A 21,235-nucleotide genomic window follows, 5' to 3' on the forward strand; every position below is an offset into this window, starting at 1 on the left:
GACTCGAGCCAAACGGCTTACCCTTTTGTGGCGCCGCCAAAGCTAAATCCTCTGGACATATACCTCTGCCCTAAGATGTACAAGAGAACAGCCGGGATGGTGTACAGCATGGAGAATGCCGCCAACTGTCCATATTCAACTGATCCGTACTGACCAAAGAACTGGAATATTGTCACGGAAGCCGGGAGTTTTGCCGGCGTTTGAATCAGAATGAACGGAACGAAAAAGTTCCCCCAACTGCCTGCAAACGTAAAGATGCCAACCGTGAAGATCCCTGGAATCATGAGGGGAGCCACGACGCTTCGCAGACTTGTCAAAGTAGATGCGCCGTCTGTCCATGCAGCCTCTTCGAGTTCAATTGGCACGGAATCCATGAAGTTTTTCATAATCCAAATGGCGTAAGGAAGGCCTGAGGCGGACAGGAACATCATGGTCCAAAACAACGAGTCGGTCATGTGTATGAAGACGAATAGTTCGTAAACAGGAACCATCACGGCCGTGATGGGCAAGCTTGTCGAGAACAAAATGACATACATGAATGGCCGCTTGTATTTCAGCTGATACCTGGACAGCGGGTACGCCGCCAGTCCCGCCACAACGACGACGATGATGGACTGCCCGATCGACAGGAGAATGCCGTTCAAAAACGCGCGCTGATTCGCCGGATCGGTCAAAATTGAGCCGAAGTTGGACAAAGACCACTGTTTGGAAATTTGCAAGGATAAAGTCGCGTTTGGCTGAAACGATGCAAAGATCATCCACAAGAGCGGTACGACAAATGCGATGCCGATAAGGACAAGGATGACGTGTGCAAGCACTTTATCCGTTGTAAAACGGTTCATGCGCATCATTCCATTCCTCCTCTCAAAATGCTGAATATAGGCGATGGGTCCGTCACATTTCAATTTTGAGCATCCGCATGTAAACGAAGCTTGCGATGATGCCAATGACGAGGAGAATGAGCGAAATAGCCGTTCCATAACCGAGCTGATAATCGGAGAATGCCTGTTGGTACATGTAAATTGGGAGCGTTTCCGTCTTGTTGCCAGGGCCGCCGCCTGTAAGGGAGTAAATCAAGGTGAACAGCCCCAAGGTTTGCAGCGTGATGAGGACCATGTTCGTCGCAATAGAGCCCTTAATGACTGGTAATGTCACGCGAAACAGCCGTTGAAAACGTCCGGCTCCGTCAATTTCCGCGGACTCGAGAATCTCTTTCGGAACATCGCCCAAGGCTGCTTGATAGACAAGCATGGAAAACGCGGTTCCGTGCCAAATGTTCGCTACGACAACGGACACCATAGGAAAGGTGTAGAGCCAAGCGATTGCCTTGATATGAAACCAACCAAGGATCATGTCAAACGTGCCGTTGTTGCTGAAAAAGGCGAAGAAAATGAACGCAACGACAATCTCGGGCGTAACCCATCCAGCCAGAACAAGGACGCCGATGACACTGCGAAACACTCTGTTTCGCTCATTCATGAGAATGGCAAGCAAGAGTCCAAGGACTTGCTGTCCGATGACCGCCGAGAAAATAAGGAAAATGATAGTCTTTAAGACGCTTATGCGAAATGTCGGATCAGCAAACATGGAAGCGAAGTTGCGAAAGCCCACAAACTGTGTGGCGGCGCTCGACGCGCCTGTGAGAGACAAGTTCGTAAAGGCAAAATAGAATGTCAGCAAAATTGGGACGAAAAAGAATACGAGCAGCAGCACCCACGAAGGGAGCATAAACAAAGCCGCGCGCCAACCAGTGTGACCGGCGCGGAAACCGCGCTTTGACTTCGATTTGCTTGGCTGCGAAACTACGTCAACACTAGCGTTGCCCATCACCGCTTTAATCCCTCCTCGAAATCCATGACTTCGCTTGCACCAGGCCTGGGTCACACGTGGGGCAGACAGGTGCGCATTTTCACCAGCAAAACGTGCACCTGTCCACGCCCTGGCCAAGTTTTACTTGGTTTCCGTGTTCCCTGCTCCGACGATGCGCTGCACGTTGTTCGTGTACTGTTGCATCGCCTGCTCTGGTGTAGAAGCCCCCGTGGCCACGGACTCAACAGCCGTTTGAATTTGAGTCGAAACACTTGGATATTGCGAGTTTGCAGGTCTGAAATGCGTGAACTTCGTAAAGCTGGTCGCCTCTTTAAAAAATTGTCCTGGCGCATTTTGGTACTTCGAATCGCTTGCAATGTCATTACGAGGTGTCAGGTTTCCTTGATTAATGTCATACCATTCCATGTTTTGCTTGTTGCATGCCGTCTGAATGAACTCCCAAGCCAGCTTCTGATTTTTCGAAAGCTTGGAAATGGACAATGCCCAACCGCCTGACATAGAGGTGTATCCAGGCGCTTGGCCGTTTTCAGTCGGCATCGCGGTCAACTGGTAATCCTTCGTGCCGTCAGGCCACGGCGATGCACCGTTCGACAACCAGTTGCCGGGCAGCCAGTTTCCGTCGATTGCGATGCCGATTTGCTGTTTCGGCATGAGTTCCTGTACTTCGGTGTTGCCAGCTTGCGCGTTGAGCACAGTAGAGAGGCTCGGACCCAGGTTTTGCGAGTAAATCGTTTGAATGAACTTCAAGGAATCCAAAAATCCAGGGCTTTGAACAATCCATTTGTTGGTCTTCGTGTCATACAAGGTATCGTTTGTGCCGTAGAGTAACATCTCGAACGTCTGCATCGTCGTTGCTTCGCCAGTTGCCTTACCCACCTGGCAATAGAATGGGATCACGCCTGGAACCTTAGCCTTGATGGCCTTCGCAGCGTTGATGACGTCGTTCCAATTCTTCGGGTTCCACGGCACAGGCAACCCGGCCTTTTTGAAGATGTTGACGTCGTAATAGAGGCCGCGCGTATCAGTGCTGTACGGCACACCGTAAATCGTGCCGTCATTCGAGGTTGAACCAGACTTCATGGCATCGCTAAACTGTGACCAGTCAGACCAGTTGTTCACGTCGTCATTCAAAGGCTGTAAGTACCCGGCTGATCCGTCCGCATTAATCAAAAACGTATCCTCTGTCACAACGTCCGGCGCGGTGCTGGCTGATTTCATCATGAGGTCAATCTTCGTGTAAAAGTCATTCTCGGACGCCTCAATCGGCTCCAACTTCACTGTGACCCCAGGATGGTCCTTCTCGAACGCTTTCGCAGATTGCTGCAACCATTCCTCGTTGAAATACGGCGGTTTGCCAAATTGCTGATACGCAACCGTGATGGTGTTGCTTGAGCCGCCACCGGACGATGAATTGGACGATCCATTTCCTCCCGATCCGGACGCAGGCGTCGTCCCGCACCCGCCCAGCACGAGCCCTGCCAATGCGATACTTGATACGGCACCAATAAGACGCTTCGCCATTTTGTCTCCCCCAAACGTTTTCAAAGTCATCAACATCACAAATCTGAACATCCTCGACTCTGTAGCAAGTGTATGAAAGGGCTTACATTGATAACTCACCAGAACCCTGAATACACATAGCAAAGGATTCCAACTGTCTGAGTTATCCGCCAATTTAATTAGTATCAAATATATATATTGTATCTATTTTGTTCAATGGGTGGGCAAGCATTTATTTATCGACATAATTCAACAAAACAGCTGATAAACCTTTTATCACAAGGACCAAGCGAATTCCTCGGCAATTTGGGATGCAAATAAAATCGCAAATTGGCGATACATTTTGTATCCAAGTAATTGATTTGTATCAAATGTATACTATACTTATGTTACTGACTAACCCCACTGCTGAAAGGATATGTGCTGGTTGAGATCCGGAGCACCCTTACAAAATGAAATCTACCAAGCCATTCGAAAGCGGATTCTCGCTCGCGAGTTCACACCTGGGAGTCAACTCCCCACTGAAAAGGAACTCGCAGAGCAATTACATGTAAGTCGGATCACTGTGCATCGCGCACTGCAAAAACTGGCACAGGAGGGTTTCATCCTTCGGTATCCCGGCAAGGGATCATTCGTGGCTGACAAATACGGTGCTGACTTCTCAAGTGAACCGATGGAGAGCGAAGATAACCGTCCCTTGATCGGCTTTATCCTGCCAGATGTCACTGACGATTTTGGCATTGACGTCCTAACTTCTGCCATCGCACAGGCTGAGGCTGCAAACTGGTCTGTATTGGTCAGCTTTACGAACCAGTCACAGGAAGCTGAAGAAACAGCGATTCGCCGAGCCGTCCAAGCAGGTGTCAACGGGCTTCTGGTCAATCCGGTGTACGGTGAATTCTACAACGAAGAGTTGCTGCGGCTTCACGTCGAAAACTTTCCACTTGTCCTCGTTGACAAGCGCCTCGATAAAATCCACGTCCCGTATGTGACGACAGACAATCATGCCGCCGCTTATGAACTGACAAAACATCTCATTGACCTTGGCCATCGACACATTGGCTTTATTTCTCCAGGGGTAACGGCGACGGCGACGCTCGAGGATAGGTTCGCTGGGTATTTAGCCGCACTTGAAGACCACGGCATCCCGTATGAACCGCCGCTCAACCTATCAACGTTGCCAACGGGCGGTGCAGTAAATTCTCCAGACGGACCCGAAGTACGTCGCACTATCCAAAATTATCTCGCTCAACATAATGAGTTAACAGCCATCGTGGCCACGGAGTACGTTTTCGCAAGCATTTTGGATGACATCTGCCGTGAGATGAATTTATCCATCCCGGATGATTTATCCGTCGTCTGCTTTGACAGTCCAAAGCTTGCACATCGTGGTGAATTCACTCACATTGCACAGGAACAGAAACAGATTGGCGCCAAGGCGGTTGATATGTTGTTACGGATTATTCGTGAAGAAAAAAGTGATGGTGAAACATCAATTTTGCTACCGGGGAAACTTGTGACAGGACGCTCTTCCGCCGCACCGTCAGTATGCGGGATGATTTGAATATCAGGAGCCCTGACGCCGATGATCGTGTTCACCGCCAGGTGGGAATACTAGACTACATCGATTTGGTCCTATCCAAAGGGAACCGACACGAAATACGCAGTGGCTTAAGACGGAGAGTACTATGATGAAAATCAAATTCTGTACAATTCCTGTCGCTAACCAAGACAGGGCGCTAAAATTCTATACTGAAAAGCTCGGTTGCGAAGGCTTGACTGACCAACCTTTTGGAAATGGTTCAAGATGGATAGAAGTGGCCTGACCTTACCGTGAGACAGCATTTGTGTTATTTACCCTGCCGGGCATGGAAGAGCATATCGGCGGTTTCGCGATGGCATCCCTTAGTACGGACAACATTGATCAGACTTATGATGAGTTTACAGTCGTAGTGTAGAATTTACTGAGCGTCCTACTCAACAGCCTTGGGGCAAACAAGCCATCTTTAAGGACAGCGAAGGAAACTCTTTTGTTTTGGTTCAGGATTAAAACTTACTGGACAAGTCTATTCGATGGGGTGCCGCTTTTTTAGTTTAAACTTGAATTGCTTCGCCGAATGGCCCATGTGGATTTGTAGAGTCACCGAACCAGGAAGATAGAAACTGATTCGGTGATCTTACACAATCCATAATACATTCGGCTTTTCCACCATCATAAGCCTGTACTTCTGAAAGTTACGGTGGGATGCACTGTTACTATCAAGCGATCACTTTGTTCCCATTGCAGGGATGCTTCAGTATTCAGACTATCCCTCTGTTTGCCACCAATATAAATGCCGCCCTACACCATTTTGCTCTTTGAACTCCCGCACAAACAAGGAACAGCCTTTCATTAATCGCGTAGTCGTCGTACAGTGTTGACGGCGAGAAAACCTTCTCCGACTTGTTTAACGTTTAACGTGATAAAGACGATATCTGTTTTCTTGTCGTCGAGATAGAGCACGCCTCATAGTCAGTAGGCCGCTGAAATAGGGCAGAATTTCTGCCTTATTTACGGAATTACGGTATATTTCACGGAATTAAGACACGTAAAATACCTTATCTACCCAAATGCCGCCCGAAATCGTGCAAAAGCGCGAGAATAGTGCACTTTTCATGCCTTATCGGCCCCGAACTACACATGAATGTCTTATTAAGACACTCATGCGGCATTCTGCGGTATTCAGGCGACGTCCCTGCAGCATTCATACCGCACGCATGCGTCCCAGACAGGCCTCGACAGGCCTCGACAGGCCTGCGCAGGCTTCGCAGCATATCGTTCCCACGTGCGTCAGTCGCTGAAGGCATGGCATTGTACATCGACCTTCTAGGTTATGTGGATAACCCTGTGGACAACACTGTTGATAACGCTATATATCTGTGGATTACTGGCGAATACGCAATATATGACCCCCTCACCCCCCACCAGCCCATCCGAATCCGGATGGGCTGTTCATCAGGGCTCATAAATCGCCACGCCAATTTTCGAGTCGGCCATGCCGTAGTACAAATAGTAGGAATCGCGGTAAGACACGAGTCCCTCTACGAATACCACGTTGTCCACCTGGCCGACGATTTCGTCCGCGGTACCGGGGACGAAAAATGGCAACTTGGTCCGTCGAAGCACCTGCGACGGACAGTCCTTGTCGAACAGCACTTGCCCGGCGGAGTAGCGCATCTTGCCCTGGGCGGGATCGTCCGCTTCCGTGACCATACGAGCTGCGTTGTAAATCAGCAGAATGCCTTCGTCCGTGAGAATGGGTTGCGGGCCCGGTTCCACGAGCGCACTGTCGAAGTCATCTGGGTGGGCTGACGGGGTGATGACCGGTTGTGGATCCGGCGTCCAATGGATTAAATCCTCCGAATAGGCCACCCAGATGTTTGTATCACCAAAGTACATGACGTAACGACCGTCCAGCGGCTGCGGCAGAATCGCGCCGGATTTTGACCATACCTTATTCATTCCGCCCGTCCACGTCGAAAAGAGAATGCCGTGCTTCGTCCAGTGAAACAAGTCGTTGGACGTGGCCAAACACAAGTACGCACCGTCTCCATCAAACGCGGTATAGGTCAGATAATAGGTGTCGCCAACCTGCGTGATTCGCGGGTCTTCACATCCCCCAGGCAGTTCGTATGGCTCTGTGGGAACTAGTACCGGATCAGGATAGCGCTCAAAATGAATGCCATCCTCACTGACAGCCAGGCCGATTCGGGATGTGCCGTTCCACGCGCCAGGGCCGGTATTGTCCTCGGCGCGGTACAGCATATAAACCTTTTCGTCCCGGACGACGGCCGTCGGATTAAACAAGTCTTTCGCTTCCCACGTTTCGCCTTGCGGTGTCATAATCGGGTTGTGCTCATACTTGCGAAACGGACCGATTGGAAATCGGACAACCGATGTCATGCAATCAATTCCTCCAATATCCCATTAAGGCAATCGCACAGATATCAGTAACGTCGTCAATCTGTTTTTGTATATGTGCCATCTTCGCGTGTTTTCCTGTGTGAACTTGTCGACTTCTATGCTGGAATGATGTGTGTGAATGTGAGTTGAACGTTGCGGAGAAGTTCATCAGCGTGGAGAACCATGAAACGCGAACGTATTTCTCTCCCTTCAAAACAGACTCTCTGGAGCGGATGTGCGGTCACATCTGCTGTCCCGCCCGCCATGTCATCGTGCTGACATGTTGAATCAGGACTTTTTTGTTGATCTTAAAACCCTTGTGATGAGTTGGCAAGTCAAAACCCCAGGCGCCCAACAATTTCACGATAATCTGAAAAATCGGCCCCACCATGGGAACGAACACGCGCCCCAACGCGGCAACCGTCTCACAACGCCAATGGAATGAACCGCAATTCGTCTTGAGGTTCACTCGTGCAAATTGACACGCGGTAGTTCCCCAGCATCAATGTACGAAAGTGCCATTCCTTCAAAGAGAAGGACGCTTGATGCAAGACAGACTCATCGAATTGGATCGCTTTGAGATCATCTGTAATGCCCGTGCCAATGGCTTTCACAAATGCCTCCTTCAGCGTCCACAGCCTGAAGAAATCATCGACATTCCCATTGCCATTTCGCATGAGGAAGTGCCGTTCCTCGTGCGTCAAGAACTCAGACGCTATCGAGACATCGATATTTGTCACCTTCTCGATGTCGACGCCAATCATGCCGTGCCGTGTCACACCACAAATCATCATCTTGTCGGCGTGAGAAATATTAAAATCAAATCCAAGCGATTCCCGTATCTTCGGTTTGCCCGCCGGAAGCTTCTCAAGCGATACGTCCTGACCATAAAAATTGCGAAACACGATGGGAACTATCCCTTGCGTTCGGTGAATGTGCGGATCGTAGTTGTCCATGATATAGAGTTCCATCGCACCACGTGCCCCTTGTTGAAATACACAGGGCAAATGGATACCCCATTTGCCCCAAGTCGTTATCTCGTTTGAGAAGTTGTTTGTTGCGACGTCGGGAAGTAGCCTATTTCAGCTGCGTAACCCAGCAGTTTTTCAAAGAACGCTTGCGTGACCGCCGTTCGATTCAGCTGGGCCTTATCGACCAGTCCCTCGACGTTTTTACAGTCGAAGATGTATGGAGAGTCAATCGCCCCATCGCCTTCTAACTGTGTGATAGCAAATTGAATCGCGTCCTGATAGCGATCGTCCGTTTGATTCAAAACCCAATTGACATACGCGGCATTGTCCATCAACTCAATATGGTAGCCACACGCCCGTATCATGTCTATCATCGCGGTGTAGTGAATCGGCGTCGGATTACACACGTGAAACACTTTGCCTGACGTGCGACTGTCCTGCATCAGCTTCAAGATAACCCCACTTGCATAATCGACTGGCGTAATGTCCACGTGCCAGTCCACGAGGGGCGCCCGCTCCAAGAGTAACATCGCCTTCAGCATGCGATAGAACGCATTGCTGTCGATGTTTCTCTGAAATCGTCCGGTCTCCGAGTGACAGACCAAGTTCCCGATACGGTAGATAGTCGCCTGCAATCCCGTCTCCGCCGCATCGTAAACCAACATTTCGGCCTGAAGTTTCGAGTCGGTATAGACATTTTCCACGTGCAAACCGCTCGGAAATTGCCCCGTGCTAGCAATGGACGCCCATTGTCCACTCAGTGCTAACTCCTCCGGAATGCCCACCGTAGAGATATGGTGGAATCGGACGCCTGGTGTGGATCGCGCGAGTTCTAAAACATGTTTGGTCCCCTCGACGTTTGTCTTCTCGAAATGCTGTCTATCGCCAAAATGCCGCACGTCTGCAGCACAGTGAACAATCGCGTCCAGCGTATTCGTGAGGAATATCCATTGGTTTTCCTCAAGTCCCAGCCTTGGCGCCTGCAGGTTCCCCTCATACACATAGAGCCTGTCGCTTTGCTGCTTCGCAAAGTCTTCCCCGAAGTAAAGGGCGAGCGTTTCCAGCAGTCGTTCTAACCCTGTTTGATTCGTCGTACCTCGGACAAGGCAATGGACTGTCGCATCCGATCCCGATAGCAAATCATGCACCAAATGCGCCCCTAAGTAGCCGGTCGCACCGGTGATAAATACGTCGCGCAGCCCAGGCAATTCGGTTTCGGTGTCGATCCCGAAAGCCGTCGGCAGTTCTTCAAGCGCAATCGGGGTAGAGCCTTGCTTCATGGTACCTTCCTTGATAGTACGTACGGGTGCAACGTGTTCGTCTGCGAGACCCTCTATGCGCTCTGCCAACGTACGAATGGTTGGGCACTCATAAAAGTCGACAATCCTGACCCCTGGAAATCTAGGTTTCAACTTCACCAGGACATCGATAATTTTTAAGGAAGTGCCACCAATCTCAAAGAAGTTTTCATCTACGCCGATAGCGTGGAGCCCCAATGTCGCTTGCCAAGCGCTAGCGATCAATTGTTCTGTCTCTGTCGCCGGCAAGACCACTTCCCCCGTCACCGTCGATTGTGGCGTATAGTCCACCACGGCAAGCGACTTGCGGTCAATCTTCCCCGTCGGAGAAATCGGGAGTTCCTGCAAGTGCACAAAGTGCGTCGGGATAAAGTAACTCGGCACTCTCGCGGCTAAGAATTCTTTCATGTCTTGCGTCGAGATCGAATGACCCGATTTCGTCGAATAAAAGGCGACGAGGATTTTTTCATTGGTCGTGTCCTTGCGCGCCACCACTGCGATATCCTGCATATCCTCAAGGCTCGCGAGCTTATCTTCAATTTCCCCGATTTCTACGCGATACCCACGAATTTTAACTTGGGAGTCCTTTCTTTCCACATACTCGATGTTCCCGTTGCGCAACAGCCGTACGATGTCGCCGGATCGATATGCGACTTTCCCCGCCTCAAATGGGTGTTCGATAAAGCTGCGCTGAGTGATTTCAGGTTGGTTCAGATAGCCGACCGATAGCCCCACCGTCGATATTAGCAGTTCACCTGGAACATACGGCGGACACAGTCTGTTTTTGCGGTTCACAATCTGAACCTGATAATTCATGATAGGCTTGCCAATCGGCACGTGAACCAGGTCGGCAGGTAGCTCATCGGTAATCTTAAAGGCTGTGGTACATACAGTCGCTTCCGTCGGCCCATATAGGTTTCCAACCACAACGTTTTTGGGGAATCGCTTTTGAAAACGCCGTACATTCTCGCCGTACATCGCGTCTCCGGCGACATTCAGGTGCCGAAGTTTAGACAAGTCGCAATCGGCCAAACCGTCATACTGTGCCAGTTGATTGAAGAACACAGTCGGTATGCTCGGTACAATTGTCGTCTTCGTCCGGCTGAGCGCTTGTAGAAACGCCTCTGACGACAGACGCTCTTCAAACGAGAGAAGGTACAGCTTGGCCCCCCAAAAGAGCGCGCCAAATGTATCCCACACCGCTGCGTCAAAGCTAAAGGTGGAGAATTGTGTCACCACATCCGATGGTGTCACGGAAAAGAGTTGCTGAAATGCCACGCCAAGGTTCACGGCACCTGCGTGTTTGAGCAGAGCGCCTTTGGGCCTTCCGGTCGATCCCGACGTATAAATCACATACGCCAAATCACTCGGCGATACCGACACCTCTGGCTTTGCAGTGGGGAAGTAAACTTCGTCCTGTCGAATCATCACAACATCTTGAAGCGTTGGCAAATCCGCACGAAGCCGATTGACGTACGGACGGAATTCCTCGTTCGTCACCACAAAGGGCGCGGCCGTATCTTGAAGGATGTAGACGTTTCTGTCCTCTGGATGTGCCGGATCGATGGGCACATACACGCCACCCGCCTTCAGGATAGCCAACAGACTGATAATCATCTCAATACTTCTTCCAAGTACAATCGCGACAAAAGTCCCTTTTTGGACACCCTTCGCACACAACAGGTTCGCCAATTGGTTCGCCTGTTCATCCAACGACTGATAGGTCAGCTGAACCCCGTTAAACTCCAGCGCTACATGGGTCGGGTACATCTTGGCAGCCTGTTCAATCATCGCGTGAATCGTCTTGTCCGTCGGATAAGGTCCATCGGTTTCATTTAACGCCAAATACAGCCGTTTGTCGGTCTCTGAGACAATATCGAAATCATCCGGCGCAACCGTGGGGTTTTCCGAGACTTCATCGAGAATTCGGATGAAATACCCAATGAAGTCATCCATCGTCGACGATTTGTACAGAGACTCGTCATACGATACACGTAATACATACGCCTCGTCTGACTGAACGAGATTCCAACTCATCAACGGCCGTTCGGAATCTATCTCACGATTGACACAGACCACAGTCTCCATCTCAGCGTCCGTCGCGCACACTTCTGCGGACAATTGAGTGCGTACCTTATCGCAGAGTTCGCGGAAGGAAGAGACAGCCTCAAAGTCTATCGCAACCTTTTTTAACCCGCCCGATACATGTGCAATCGTGTGAACTTCTGTTTCGTTCGTCATTCGATGCAACCACGTCAAGTACACACTCACAAAAAATTCATCGGGATGGGAGATTCGCGAGACAGGGACACCAAGCGTCACAAAAGGGGCCTGAGTGTGCCGATATGTCCTCGTCTGTAGCGGATAGTCTGTATGTAATTTCATCGAGGTTCCACTCTGTGCATGGTTCACTTGAACATCCTCCTATCCTCAAAGTGGGTGCCCCCTCGCTTGCTTTGAGGGGACACCCACATAGGCGGTTTACGGATTATTGAATCACGAATTTCTCAATCGCTGCCTGTAGCGCTTCCGCCATTTCATTCAACTTGCTCGACGATTCCGCCAGAACATCCATCGATTTCTTTTGTGCGTTCACCGCATCCGCGATATTTGTCACATTTTCCGACGAACGTTCGGAGATAGTGGACAGGTCGGTCACCGCCGCCGTCACTTCTTCCGTGTTCGCCGAAATTTCCTCGGCCGCACTGGACACATTCGTAATCTGATTGGCTACAGTGCGCGAAGACTGCATAATCTCTTCAAATATCTTGCCAGTGTGTTCGACCATATTCGCACCGGTCTCTACTTGCTTCGTCCCCTTCTCAATGGCTTCAACGGCCACGTTCACCGCGCTTTGCGTGGATTCAATGAGATCATTTATCTGACTGGACGCTTCACGAGACTGTTCTGCCAGTTTGCGTACCTCACCTGCAACAACCGAGAACCCTCGCCCGTTCTCCCCTGCCCTCGCCGCTTCAATCGCCGCATTGAGCGCGAGCAAGTTGGTCTGTTCGGAAATCGACCGAATGACACTCGTAATCGTGCCAATTTCATTGGAGTACTTCTCTAACAATTGAATTGCATCTTTGGTTTGCTCAACTTCTGAAGTCGCGAGCTTCATTTGCTCCACTGCATTCTGAATTGCCTCTTCACCCTGATGCGACTTCTGATCCATTTGATAAGCCACTTCAGACACGTCTGACGCGCTAGCGGCAATCAACTGAATCCCACTAGCCACTTCACTCATTGCCCGCGCACTCTCAAATGTAGATTCATTTTGCGTTTTGACGTTTGCCTCAACTTCCTGAATGTGACGGGCAATCCCCTCAAATATCTGGCTGTTTTGCTGGTTCACCTGATTTAATTCTTTCGCCGAAGCTGTCACAGAATGCGACGTTTCTTTCACCTTTACCAGCATGTTCCTGATATTTGAAATCATTTCGTTGAACTGCTCGTTCACTTTGCCCAAGTCGTCATTTCGCGTCTTAATTTGAATATCTAAGTTCCCGTCACTGACCTCGCGAATTCCTGTCACCAAATCCTTAATCGGAGCCAGCGTCCTTCGAGACACGATATATTGGACAGCAATAATGATGATCAAGAAGATAATCAATAAGATAATCCCATTCGTGAGCAACTTATGAAGCCCTTGTGGCAACATGCTGGCGTCTGCATCAACGCCAAAGTACGCGAAAATGTGCCCTGATGAATCGGTGATTGGATAAACAATGGTTTCCCATGTGCCGAATCCGTCGCTATATACCGAAGTAAATTCCGGCTGCCTCGTCTGCAGCATGTGTTGAATGGCTACGACCACGTTTTGAGGCTGTTGATACATATCCCCGACGTTCATCTTCGCTTGAGCCAATTGCTTTGTTAGTTTGGTCGGGGCGGAGATAATCGAGGTTTCATCCCCATTTTTCAGTTCTGTACCAAACAAATATGCTTGTGCGATATTCGGATTGTACTGAGAGATTTCATTAAAATACTTCTGGAGTTTTTGGTTCACCGGACCATTAAAACTCTTCTCAGCCATGGCTTGTTCAACTTCGTTTGCCGTGACGCCCTTCTCCCAAGTATCCGTAACCGTGGTAATTTGTTTGTGCAATGTAGCGGTGAGAATGTTCCGCTCTATCACGTAACTGGAGATGATTAACGCGGCGCCAATCGCAATAATATTTATGCTTGTAAATAGTATATTTTTTGTAAAGAACGATAAATTCAATTTAAGTGACCTACGCCCCAACTTCACTTTGTCAATTCCTCCTCATTGATACACCCCAGAAATGCAAAAAAAGACACATCCTTACCCGGATGCGCGATTTCAATGTGCAACCCGGCGATCATAGACAAAACATCTTTAGACCCGTAGCTTTGCGTCCCAGATTTTCATCTGGTTTGCCAACTATTCATTTCATGAAACTCAAAGAGGGGTGAATACGACGGCTTCTTACAGTTCTCTCTCACAATATGTTTGGTGGGTGGGTTACCTCATTTCTACAATTGAGTATTTAAACCTACTTATCCAATATATAATCGCATTGTCCATATTAATCCATTCTACATGATTCGACAACGTCAAGAAACGGGAGAAATACCGATAATAGCTACAATGACGAATAATAACAGCCATTTGATCCTCTGCCGCTGTCGACAAAAAGCGACAAAATTCACTATTGTTCATATAATTCCGCATTTCCTTTTAAGAGGAATTCAGATATGATGTATGTGCAGCAAAGATATCTACACTTATCCACAGACCAATGATTTCACAGAGTTACACACACACTGCTGCTTTGGGGCCTGATAAGTTATGCACAGAATAATTGTGGACAAGTGGATAACTTATCCCCAGAATCCACAATGCATTTATTGCCTTCACCTCAACGTCTGAATCGCTTCGCACAAATAATCAACAGCTCGCTCAAAGTCATCATACTTGCAGGTCATGGACATTCGGATAAACCCTTCTCCTGTATCTCCAAAGCCGATGCCTGGGGCAACCAGTAAGCCGTACTTTTTTGTAAGCATTTCGGCAAACTCCTCACACGTCATGCGTTTGGGGATAGGTACCCACAAATAAATCGCGCCTGCCGGCTTATCCACAGGCCAGTTGATTTGTGCAAACTTATGCAATGCATAATCCCTTTTTCGCTGATAATCCTTTCGCTGCTCCGCCAAGAAACCCGTTGGCCAAACATCCTTTAACGCGGTGATGCCCGCCAATTGGATTGCTGGGAACATTCCGGTATGCGCCTCCGCGTGGCATTCGATGAGAGACCCAATGAGATGGCGGTTACCCACCGCAAACGCGAGCCGCCACCCAGACATATTGAACGCTTTGGAGAAAGTAAACAGTTCAATTCCGACGTCTTTCGCACCAGCATATTCAAGGAAACTCGGTGCTATTTTTCCGTCAAAGGTAAGTTCGGAAAACGCATTGTCGTAACAAATGATCATCTTGTGCTCTTTCGCGAACGCGATAGCTTCCTTGATAAACTCAGGTGGCGCCATAGCACCTGTGGGATTGTGTGGATAGTTTAAGAATAAAATTCGGGAGCGCTTCAATATAAACTGCGGAATGCTATCCAAATCCGGTAAGTACCCATTCTCCTTACGCAAAGGCAAGCGATAAATATCAGCCCCCGCCATATACGCACCGTCGTGATAGGTCGGGAATGATGGATCAGGAATCAGCGCCACATCCCGATGCCCTAAATAGGCCAGTGAGATATTAAACAGCCCCTCTTTGGAGCCAAGCAGCGTGTGCACTTCTGATTCTGAGTCGATTTCAACGTCGAACCGCACTCGGTACCAGTTTGCGATTGCTTCGCGAAATTCCCTGGTTCCGTGACTTGGCGCATAGTGGCTGTTTTCGGTAACTTCGACAGCCTTTTGCAGCGTCCGTACCACTTCTGCAGGAGGTGCGCCACTTGGATTGGCCGTGCCACAGTCGATCACGTATTTTCCATCCTGCCTGGCTTTGTTTTTTCGCTCCTCTAGCCGGCGAAACACATTCGGTGGTAAATATTCAATCTTCGTTGACTTAAACATGTAAAGCAGCCCCCCGCTGATGAACACCACCAGCTAGTTTCTCTAAAAAGCTTTCTCTTATACCAAGCGATGAAGTATCCCATGCCATGCGACCATGTGTGAATTCCGGGCATGCGCGTATCGTAAAGAGGGGTGAATGGACAAGGTAATCTAAAGCATGCATGTTGACACTCAAAATTAAGTTGTGTACAATCAAATTGTAAGCAATGAAATTGAGGGCTGCAAACGATGAAGAAAGACGACTTGCTCAAGTTAGACAACCAACTTTGTTTCAGCGTCTATGCCTTGTCGCGGGAGATCACAAAGTTATATCGCCCGCTACTCGACGAATTGGGGGTGACGTACCCACAGTACTTGGTATTGCTGGTGTTATGGGAAGAGGAAAGTAGTACGGTCAAACACCTTGGCGAACGGCTCTACCTCGACTCTGGCACACTGACGCCAATGCTGAAGCGAATGGAAACCGCCGGTTTATTGCGACGGGATAGAGACAAGGAAGACGAGCGAACAGTGCGGATTTCGCTGACGGAAAAAGGGCAAAAGTTGCGAGCCAACGCCTATTGCATTCCGGAATCGCTCCTGAAACGTCTCGGTTCTGACGAACAAGAAGTTGAGCGCCTGCTGGCGACCCTTCGGGGAATGATTCAACAAGTCCAACAACAGATACCAAATTGAGGAGAGATGAAACATGCAAAACTTATACACAGCGACAGCAACGGTTCAAGGTGGCGGACGAAACGGACACGTCACATCGTCTGATGGCATGTTGGATTTAGATGTTCGGATGCCCAAAGAACTAGGTGGCGCAGGCGGCGCGACCAATCCTGAGCAGTTGTTTGCGGCTGGTTATGCAGCTTGCTTCGACAGTGCGGTGAATCTCGTCGCGCGGAGCAAAAAAATTGCTGTCAAGGATACGTCAGTCACGGCTCATACGACCATTGGCAAAGAGGACGATGGCACCTTCGCGCTGTCTGTCCGTCTGGATGTCAAAATTCCAGGCGTATCACAAGAAACGGCTCAAGAGATTGTCGAGGCAGCTCACCAAGTTTGCCCCTACTCGAAAGCAACGCGTGGCAACATCGAAGTCCAATTGAATGTCCTGTAATACGGGCAATCGCTAACATACAGGCTCTTCCACTTGCCGCGGAAGAGCCTGTATTCCCATTTCACTGCAAACGCACCTCCTCCCCGAACAACTGCAGCCATCACAACCAATAGGCGGTCCAAACTCGACATGTTGATATAACATCATATCAATGTTGACAAAACCACTCGGATTAAAGAGACTGGGGATAACTTTACAGAGATGACCCTTGTGACAGGAGAGTGGCATCGTGCAGCAACGACTGAACAGGACACTGGGCTTGATTGCGATTGTCGCGTTCGGGTTGACCAATGAGATTGCATCCGGTTTGTTTTTTGTGTCGACGCAGATTCAAAAGACGGCACCAGGGGTCGGAAGCTTGGTACCTCTATTGATGATTGTCGGAGGACTGATTACGTTCATCACTGTGATAGCATATCGCTACTTCTTTGCTTCAGGGTTAATTGGTGCCGGTGGCGAATATGTCATGCTATCGAAATCTGTGAGTCAACCGATTGGCTTTGTTTCAACCTTTCTCGCGTGGTTTGGATTAACTGGGTCACTCGGATCTTTGTCCTACACCGCGCCGACATTTCTTGCGACGGCCGCCTCGTCCATCGGTCTGCAAGGAGCTGCCCAGTTTCTTTCGTCGAATATTGGCATTCTTATCGGGGGACTCGTCATTATTTGGGCCTTTTGGCTCATTCACGTTCGGGGTGTGCGTTTAGCGGGCATACTGGCCGTGATCGCCATGTGTATCGTCTTGTTTGTGGCTATCCTGTTAATGGTGGTCGGGTTCTCAACCAATCAAAACACGCTTGCATCCGCTGTAGCGACACACCTACATATTCCACTTAACCACATCCTGAATGCGTCACCCGCCCATCATGTAAGTCCCGGCGTAGCCTTTGGTTCCGCCCTTCCGGTACTCTTTTTTGGCTATCTTGGTTTATCGACAGCGACACAAACAGGTGGCGAGGCTGTGAATGCTCAACACACCTTGCCACGAGGGGTTCTGTTCACCGTAAGTGTCGTCACCGTAGTCTATACTGTATTTGCTTTCGCCATATACCACGCGGTTCCCTGGCGCATTATCGGTGGGCTATCCAGTATGAATTACACCGACTACACCACATCATCTGGCCTCTTGCAATTCGTTATGCCACATTGGTTGTCGGCGGTGATCAACGTGCTCGTCGCACTAATTGTCATCAAGACACTTCTCCCCATCTTTTTGGCCCAGTCCCGATGGGTATTTGCATGGAGCGAAGATGGTATTTTACCCAGTGTTTTCGGCAGGACGCATGCGCGCTACCATACCCCCGTCCTGGCGCTTACCATTAGCGCCATCTTCGGCAGTATCAGCCTGATAGAATCTATTGATCTCGGCTACGTCTTCGGCGTCAACTTACGCGTGCTCTCGGTGATGATTGTGTTCTTCTTTATGGGGGTTGGGATGATTGTCTTTCCAAAGAGGTCGCCAGAACGGTATCGTCAGAATCGCTCTAAGCTTGCTTCCCTTCGATGGTTACAGGTGCTTTTGGGCGTCGTTTTAATGCTGGTGTCTATCTGGTTTATCGTGTCCATCACCATCTCATCCTGGACCGATTCGTTGATTCTTCAACCATTTGTACAGGCCGCTATTGTAGCCGTCATCGCCATTGTGATTTACGTTGTCAGGCCAAAGAACAAAGTCAAAAAGCAACATACGATGAATCATTAAGTTCACGACAACGGCGTGTACCTATTGACAGGCAACCATGATAGAAACTATAGAAACTGGAAAAATTCATTCACCAGAGTCAAAGAGACCGCCTCGATAACTCGAAATGCGGTCTCTTTTATACACATTTATTGGTTTATGTGGTGGAGCGGGTGATGGGAATCGAACCCACGCTACCAGCTTGGAAGGCTGGAGTTCTACCATTGAACTACACCCGCATGATGTGGACACCCCATAATATACCACATTCACACAAATTCTGCACTTCCACGCTGTACAGTGCCTCTTTACTACATGATTTGTTTTTATTTCGCTATTGCACCGCAACTTTCCGGTTGATATTTTGTTACACTAGATTCGCTAGTTCTTTGAGGAGGAATTATTGTGTTCAGTCAATACAGCGATGTCGAAGCAGCCATCAACCAGGTGGTTGAAGAGGAATTTTTAAACGGTGTGTTTCTCAGCACATTGAGAGACGGGGGCTACACCATTCCTCAAATTCAGTACTTTGCTGTTCAATATTCGTATTACAGCCGCCACTTCCCACGCGTTCTGGGTGCAGCTATCTCGGCCATGGAACCACTGGATACATGGTGGGTACCGCTCGCCGACAACCTCTGGGACGAGGCTGGACGCGGTGAAGAAGGCAAATCACACGAACAGTTGTACAAGAGTTTTCTCTTGTCCGTATATCCCGACGTCCATCTCGATCATCGTGGCGTTCCGACACAACCAATGTCTGCTGCAGTCCGCAACGCCATCGACACCTTCATCGAATTTTTCCGTGGTGCCACGCCGCTTGAAGCCATGGCGGCCGTAGGATTGGGATCCGAGATGTTTGCAGGTACTGTCATGGGGGACATCGCGAACGGACTCAGACATCCGAACTATGGTGCGCCCAACTTGTTATTCTGGGACGTGCATGCGGACGAGCACGAACCGCGGCACTATCAGTTGTGCAAAGATATACTCGTGCAGTTCAAAGAGCCAAAAGATCTCGATGTGATGTTCCAGGTCGGATCGAAAATTGCAAAGTCTGAAGCGCTGATGTATGCACAACTGCACGAGGAAATGATTCAACGCGCCTAAACACCGCGCCTTGTAGCCCTGATTCACATAGGTACAAGCAAAAAGGCACTTGCACCTGCAGGTGCCTTTTTTGCGCTATATCAATAGTAACTGCCCAATTCCTACATCATCTAAGACTGTGATCGCACTGTCGTTTAAAAATAGGCGATTCGTTCATGCTATAAGGTAACACGCTTGCCTGGAGGTTATTGAATGAACCGTGATATTCACCTAGTTCCTAATTCCTACTACCCTGTAGAAAATCTTGAATACCCTATGGTCGGCGACCTAACTATTATTACGCCGAATGACTTGTTTTATGTACGGAACCATTTTGAATACCCTAAGGTTGATTTGGACAATTGGGCACTCCAAATTGAGGGCTTAGTCAATCGTCCACTAAGCTTTACCTATACGGATATTAAGAAAGAGCGTTTTGCAGAATGGTCGTTTTGGGTGGAGGTGAAAAAGGAACAACACCTAGGGTAAGCAGACAATATTCCATATATCGGTATTCTTGCGCCGTGTCTCATCAGGTCAACTTGTTATGATTTATGCAGTTTTCTTGTGTCGTTCGATATGGTTCACAGCTAGTGCCGATGCAAGTAACACGATCGCGTTGAGGAACATGTACGCCTTTACTTTTCGGATGCCTCGGACATGGACGTCGTTTGCCGTCAAATTTGTCTTAAGCCTTGCGTTGCAACGCTCTACAGCAGTTCGCTCGTTGTATAACAACTTCCAATTCTGCGTGCCTCGGTGTGGTGTGCAGTACCGCCGAATATCTTCTGTGATCCGCTTTTTGACCACCATACCGTAGTTGGATTCGGAACATGCCGCGATTCCAAGCGGACAATCCACCTTCCCAACCGCGTGCGGACAGCGAAACTTTAGTCGGTCACCGTCCGCACCCCAATACACCATGTTATATCCCATCGTGCAACGCGGCGTCCCGTCCGATGCGATTCCTTCAGGCGGTTCTTTTTCACCGCGCTTGTTCATCGCGATAATCGCCTGTGCACCATATTGACGAACCGTTTCATAGTTTTTGACTTGATCATATCCAGCATCCATCATGACAAAGTCGATTTTCCAACCGTGCGTCGTCACGACGTGTTCCAGCAATGGCGCCGCCATCTCACCATCAAAGACGTTCGCTGGTGTGACATCCAAAGCAACTGGCAGTTCACTCGCGGTGTCCACAGCCAAGTGGAATTTGTATCCGAACCAAGCAAGCTTGTTGCCAAAGGTATCGTATTTTGCGCCCCAGTTGGCATTGCCCGTTTCCTGGCTCTTGGACTTAGGTTGTTTTTTCTCGTAGGACTTCACGGCGGCACTGTCCACAGCCAAATGGCGTCCGTTGATGATGCTCGCTTCTTTACATTGACTAACCAGGTCAATGAAGAGCTTCTCAGCGAGACCCAACTCAACAACGGCTGAAAACACGCGACTCAGTGTGGAGACCGACGGGGCTGCTTCGTCGATTCGAAACCCACACTGGTAGCGAAAGCATATATCTAGCGCCAACCGTTCATGAAGCCTTGTGAACGTTGAGATTCCTTCAAGCGGAGCAGCCAGCAATGCACGCAGAATCGCTTCACGATTCATAGGTTTCGCGCCTTGGGGTGACTGTTTTCTCAATTTTGAAGCATAGGGTTGTAAATCCAAGACAGCAAAGAACAAGGGCAGACGATCGCTGGAGTCAATTTCTAACCAGTCTTCAAAGGAAAAGAGCGATGGTTGGAGAATATACATAGTGGGACT

Annotated in this window: 15 protein-coding genes, 1 tRNA gene and 1 riboswitch; of the genes, 6 read left to right on the forward strand and 10 right to left on the reverse strand. The window is 49.2% G+C overall.

All coding sequences use genetic code 11. The features are described from left to right. Window positions 1–17: 17 nt before the first annotated feature. The 3 genes from K1I37_RS19245 to K1I37_RS19255 all read right to left on the reverse strand — a co-directional run bounded on the left by K1I37_RS19245 (window position 18) and on the right by K1I37_RS19255 (window position 3,351). On the reverse strand, window positions 18–842 hold the full coding sequence (locus K1I37_RS19245) for a carbohydrate ABC transporter permease (RefSeq protein ID WP_031218656.1): 825 nt from the start codon (window positions 840–842) through the stop codon (window positions 18–20). A gap of 52 nt (window positions 843–894) precedes the next feature. Then, on the reverse strand, window positions 895–1,827 hold the full coding sequence (locus K1I37_RS19250) for a carbohydrate ABC transporter permease (protein WP_051189460.1): 933 nt from the start codon (window positions 1,825–1,827) through the stop codon (window positions 895–897). 123 nt (window positions 1,828–1,950) lie between these two features. Then, window positions 1,951–3,351: an extracellular solute-binding protein gene (locus K1I37_RS19255; RefSeq protein ID WP_031218659.1), complete on the reverse strand. Its 1,401-nt coding sequence runs from the start codon at window positions 3,349–3,351 to the stop codon at window positions 1,951–1,953. 406 nt (window positions 3,352–3,757) lie between these two features. Between K1I37_RS19255 and K1I37_RS19265 the strand changes: the two genes are divergently transcribed. Further along, window positions 3,758–4,894, forward strand: coding sequence for a GntR family transcriptional regulator (locus tag K1I37_RS19265; protein WP_021296570.1), 1,137 nt, complete (start codon window positions 3,758–3,760; stop codon window positions 4,892–4,894). Between the two features lie 1,431 nt (window positions 4,895–6,325). On the opposite strand, the gene K1I37_RS19270 is transcribed toward K1I37_RS19265, so the two are convergent. The 5 genes from K1I37_RS19270 to K1I37_RS19290 form a co-directional block, all read right to left on the reverse strand. Then, complete coding sequence (locus K1I37_RS19270; protein ID WP_021296571.1) at window positions 6,326–7,273, reverse strand: glycoside hydrolase family 130 protein; 948 nt, start codon at window positions 7,271–7,273, stop codon at window positions 6,326–6,328. Between the two features lie 425 nt (window positions 7,274–7,698). Beyond that, window positions 7,699–8,244, reverse strand: a complete 546-nt coding sequence (locus K1I37_RS19275; RefSeq protein WP_152498785.1) for a 4'-phosphopantetheinyl transferase family protein — start codon at window positions 8,242–8,244, stop codon at window positions 7,699–7,701. A 62-nt stretch (window positions 8,245–8,306) separates the two neighbouring features. Beyond that, window positions 8,307–11,954 (reverse strand): non-ribosomal peptide synthetase family protein, encoded by a 3,648-nt coding sequence (locus K1I37_RS19280; RefSeq protein ID WP_021296574.1) that lies wholly within the window; start codon window positions 11,952–11,954, stop codon window positions 8,307–8,309. Window positions 11,955–12,030: 76 nt separating this feature from the next. After that, complete coding sequence (locus tag K1I37_RS19285; RefSeq protein ID WP_021296575.1) at window positions 12,031–13,794, reverse strand: methyl-accepting chemotaxis protein; 1,764 nt, start codon at window positions 13,792–13,794, stop codon at window positions 12,031–12,033. 75 nt (window positions 13,795–13,869) lie between these two features. After that, window positions 13,870–13,955, reverse strand: a riboswitch (cyclic di-GMP riboswitch). Between the two features lie 465 nt (window positions 13,956–14,420). Further along, on the reverse strand, window positions 14,421–15,596 hold the full coding sequence (locus K1I37_RS19290; protein ID WP_021296577.1) for an aminotransferase class I/II-fold pyridoxal phosphate-dependent enzyme: 1,176 nt from the start codon (window positions 15,594–15,596) through the stop codon (window positions 14,421–14,423). A 228-nt stretch (window positions 15,597–15,824) separates the two neighbouring features. Between K1I37_RS19290 and K1I37_RS19295 the strand changes: the two genes are divergently transcribed. The 3 genes from K1I37_RS19295 (at window position 15,825) to K1I37_RS19305 (ending at window position 18,403) form a co-directional block, all read left to right on the forward strand. Beyond that, window positions 15,825–16,271 carry a MarR family winged helix-turn-helix transcriptional regulator gene (locus K1I37_RS19295; protein ID WP_021296578.1) on the forward strand — a complete coding sequence of 149 codons (447 nt, stop codon included), beginning with the start codon at window positions 15,825–15,827 and terminating at the stop codon, window positions 16,269–16,271. Window positions 16,272–16,284: 13 nt separating this feature from the next. Then, window positions 16,285–16,701 (forward strand): organic hydroperoxide resistance protein, encoded by a 417-nt coding sequence (locus K1I37_RS19300; RefSeq protein WP_021296579.1) that lies wholly within the window; start codon window positions 16,285–16,287, stop codon window positions 16,699–16,701. Window positions 16,702–16,930: 229 nt separating this feature from the next. Then, the gene (locus K1I37_RS19305; RefSeq protein ID WP_021296580.1) at window positions 16,931–18,403 is read left to right on the forward strand and encodes an APC family permease; all 1,473 of its coding nucleotides are present in this window, start codon (window positions 16,931–16,933) and stop codon (window positions 18,401–18,403) included. Window positions 18,404–18,547: 144 nt separating this feature from the next. Here the strand turns inward: K1I37_RS19305 and K1I37_RS19310 are convergent. Next, window positions 18,548–18,621 (reverse strand) — tRNA-Gly (locus tag K1I37_RS19310). A 166-nt stretch (window positions 18,622–18,787) separates the two neighbouring features. Between K1I37_RS19310 and K1I37_RS19315 the strand changes: the two genes are divergently transcribed. Both K1I37_RS19315 and K1I37_RS19320 read left to right on the forward strand, forming a co-directional pair. Continuing rightward, complete coding sequence (locus K1I37_RS19315; RefSeq protein ID WP_021296581.1) at window positions 18,788–19,492, forward strand: iron-containing redox enzyme family protein; 705 nt, start codon at window positions 18,788–18,790, stop codon at window positions 19,490–19,492. 192 nt (window positions 19,493–19,684) lie between these two features. Continuing rightward, window positions 19,685–19,960 (forward strand): molybdopterin-dependent oxidoreductase, encoded by a 276-nt coding sequence (locus tag K1I37_RS19320; protein ID WP_242215944.1) that lies wholly within the window; start codon window positions 19,685–19,687, stop codon window positions 19,958–19,960. Window positions 19,961–20,023: 63 nt separating this feature from the next. On the opposite strand, the gene K1I37_RS19325 is transcribed toward K1I37_RS19320, so the two are convergent. After that, window positions 20,024–21,226 carry a transposase gene (locus K1I37_RS19325; RefSeq protein ID WP_242215927.1) on the reverse strand — a complete coding sequence of 401 codons (1,203 nt, stop codon included), beginning with the start codon at window positions 21,224–21,226 and terminating at the stop codon, window positions 20,024–20,026. Window positions 21,227–21,235 lie beyond the last annotated feature (9 nt).

Source organism: Alicyclobacillus acidoterrestris (assembly GCF_022674245.1).
GTDB lineage: Bacteria > Bacillota > Bacilli > Alicyclobacillales > Alicyclobacillaceae > Alicyclobacillus > Alicyclobacillus acidoterrestris.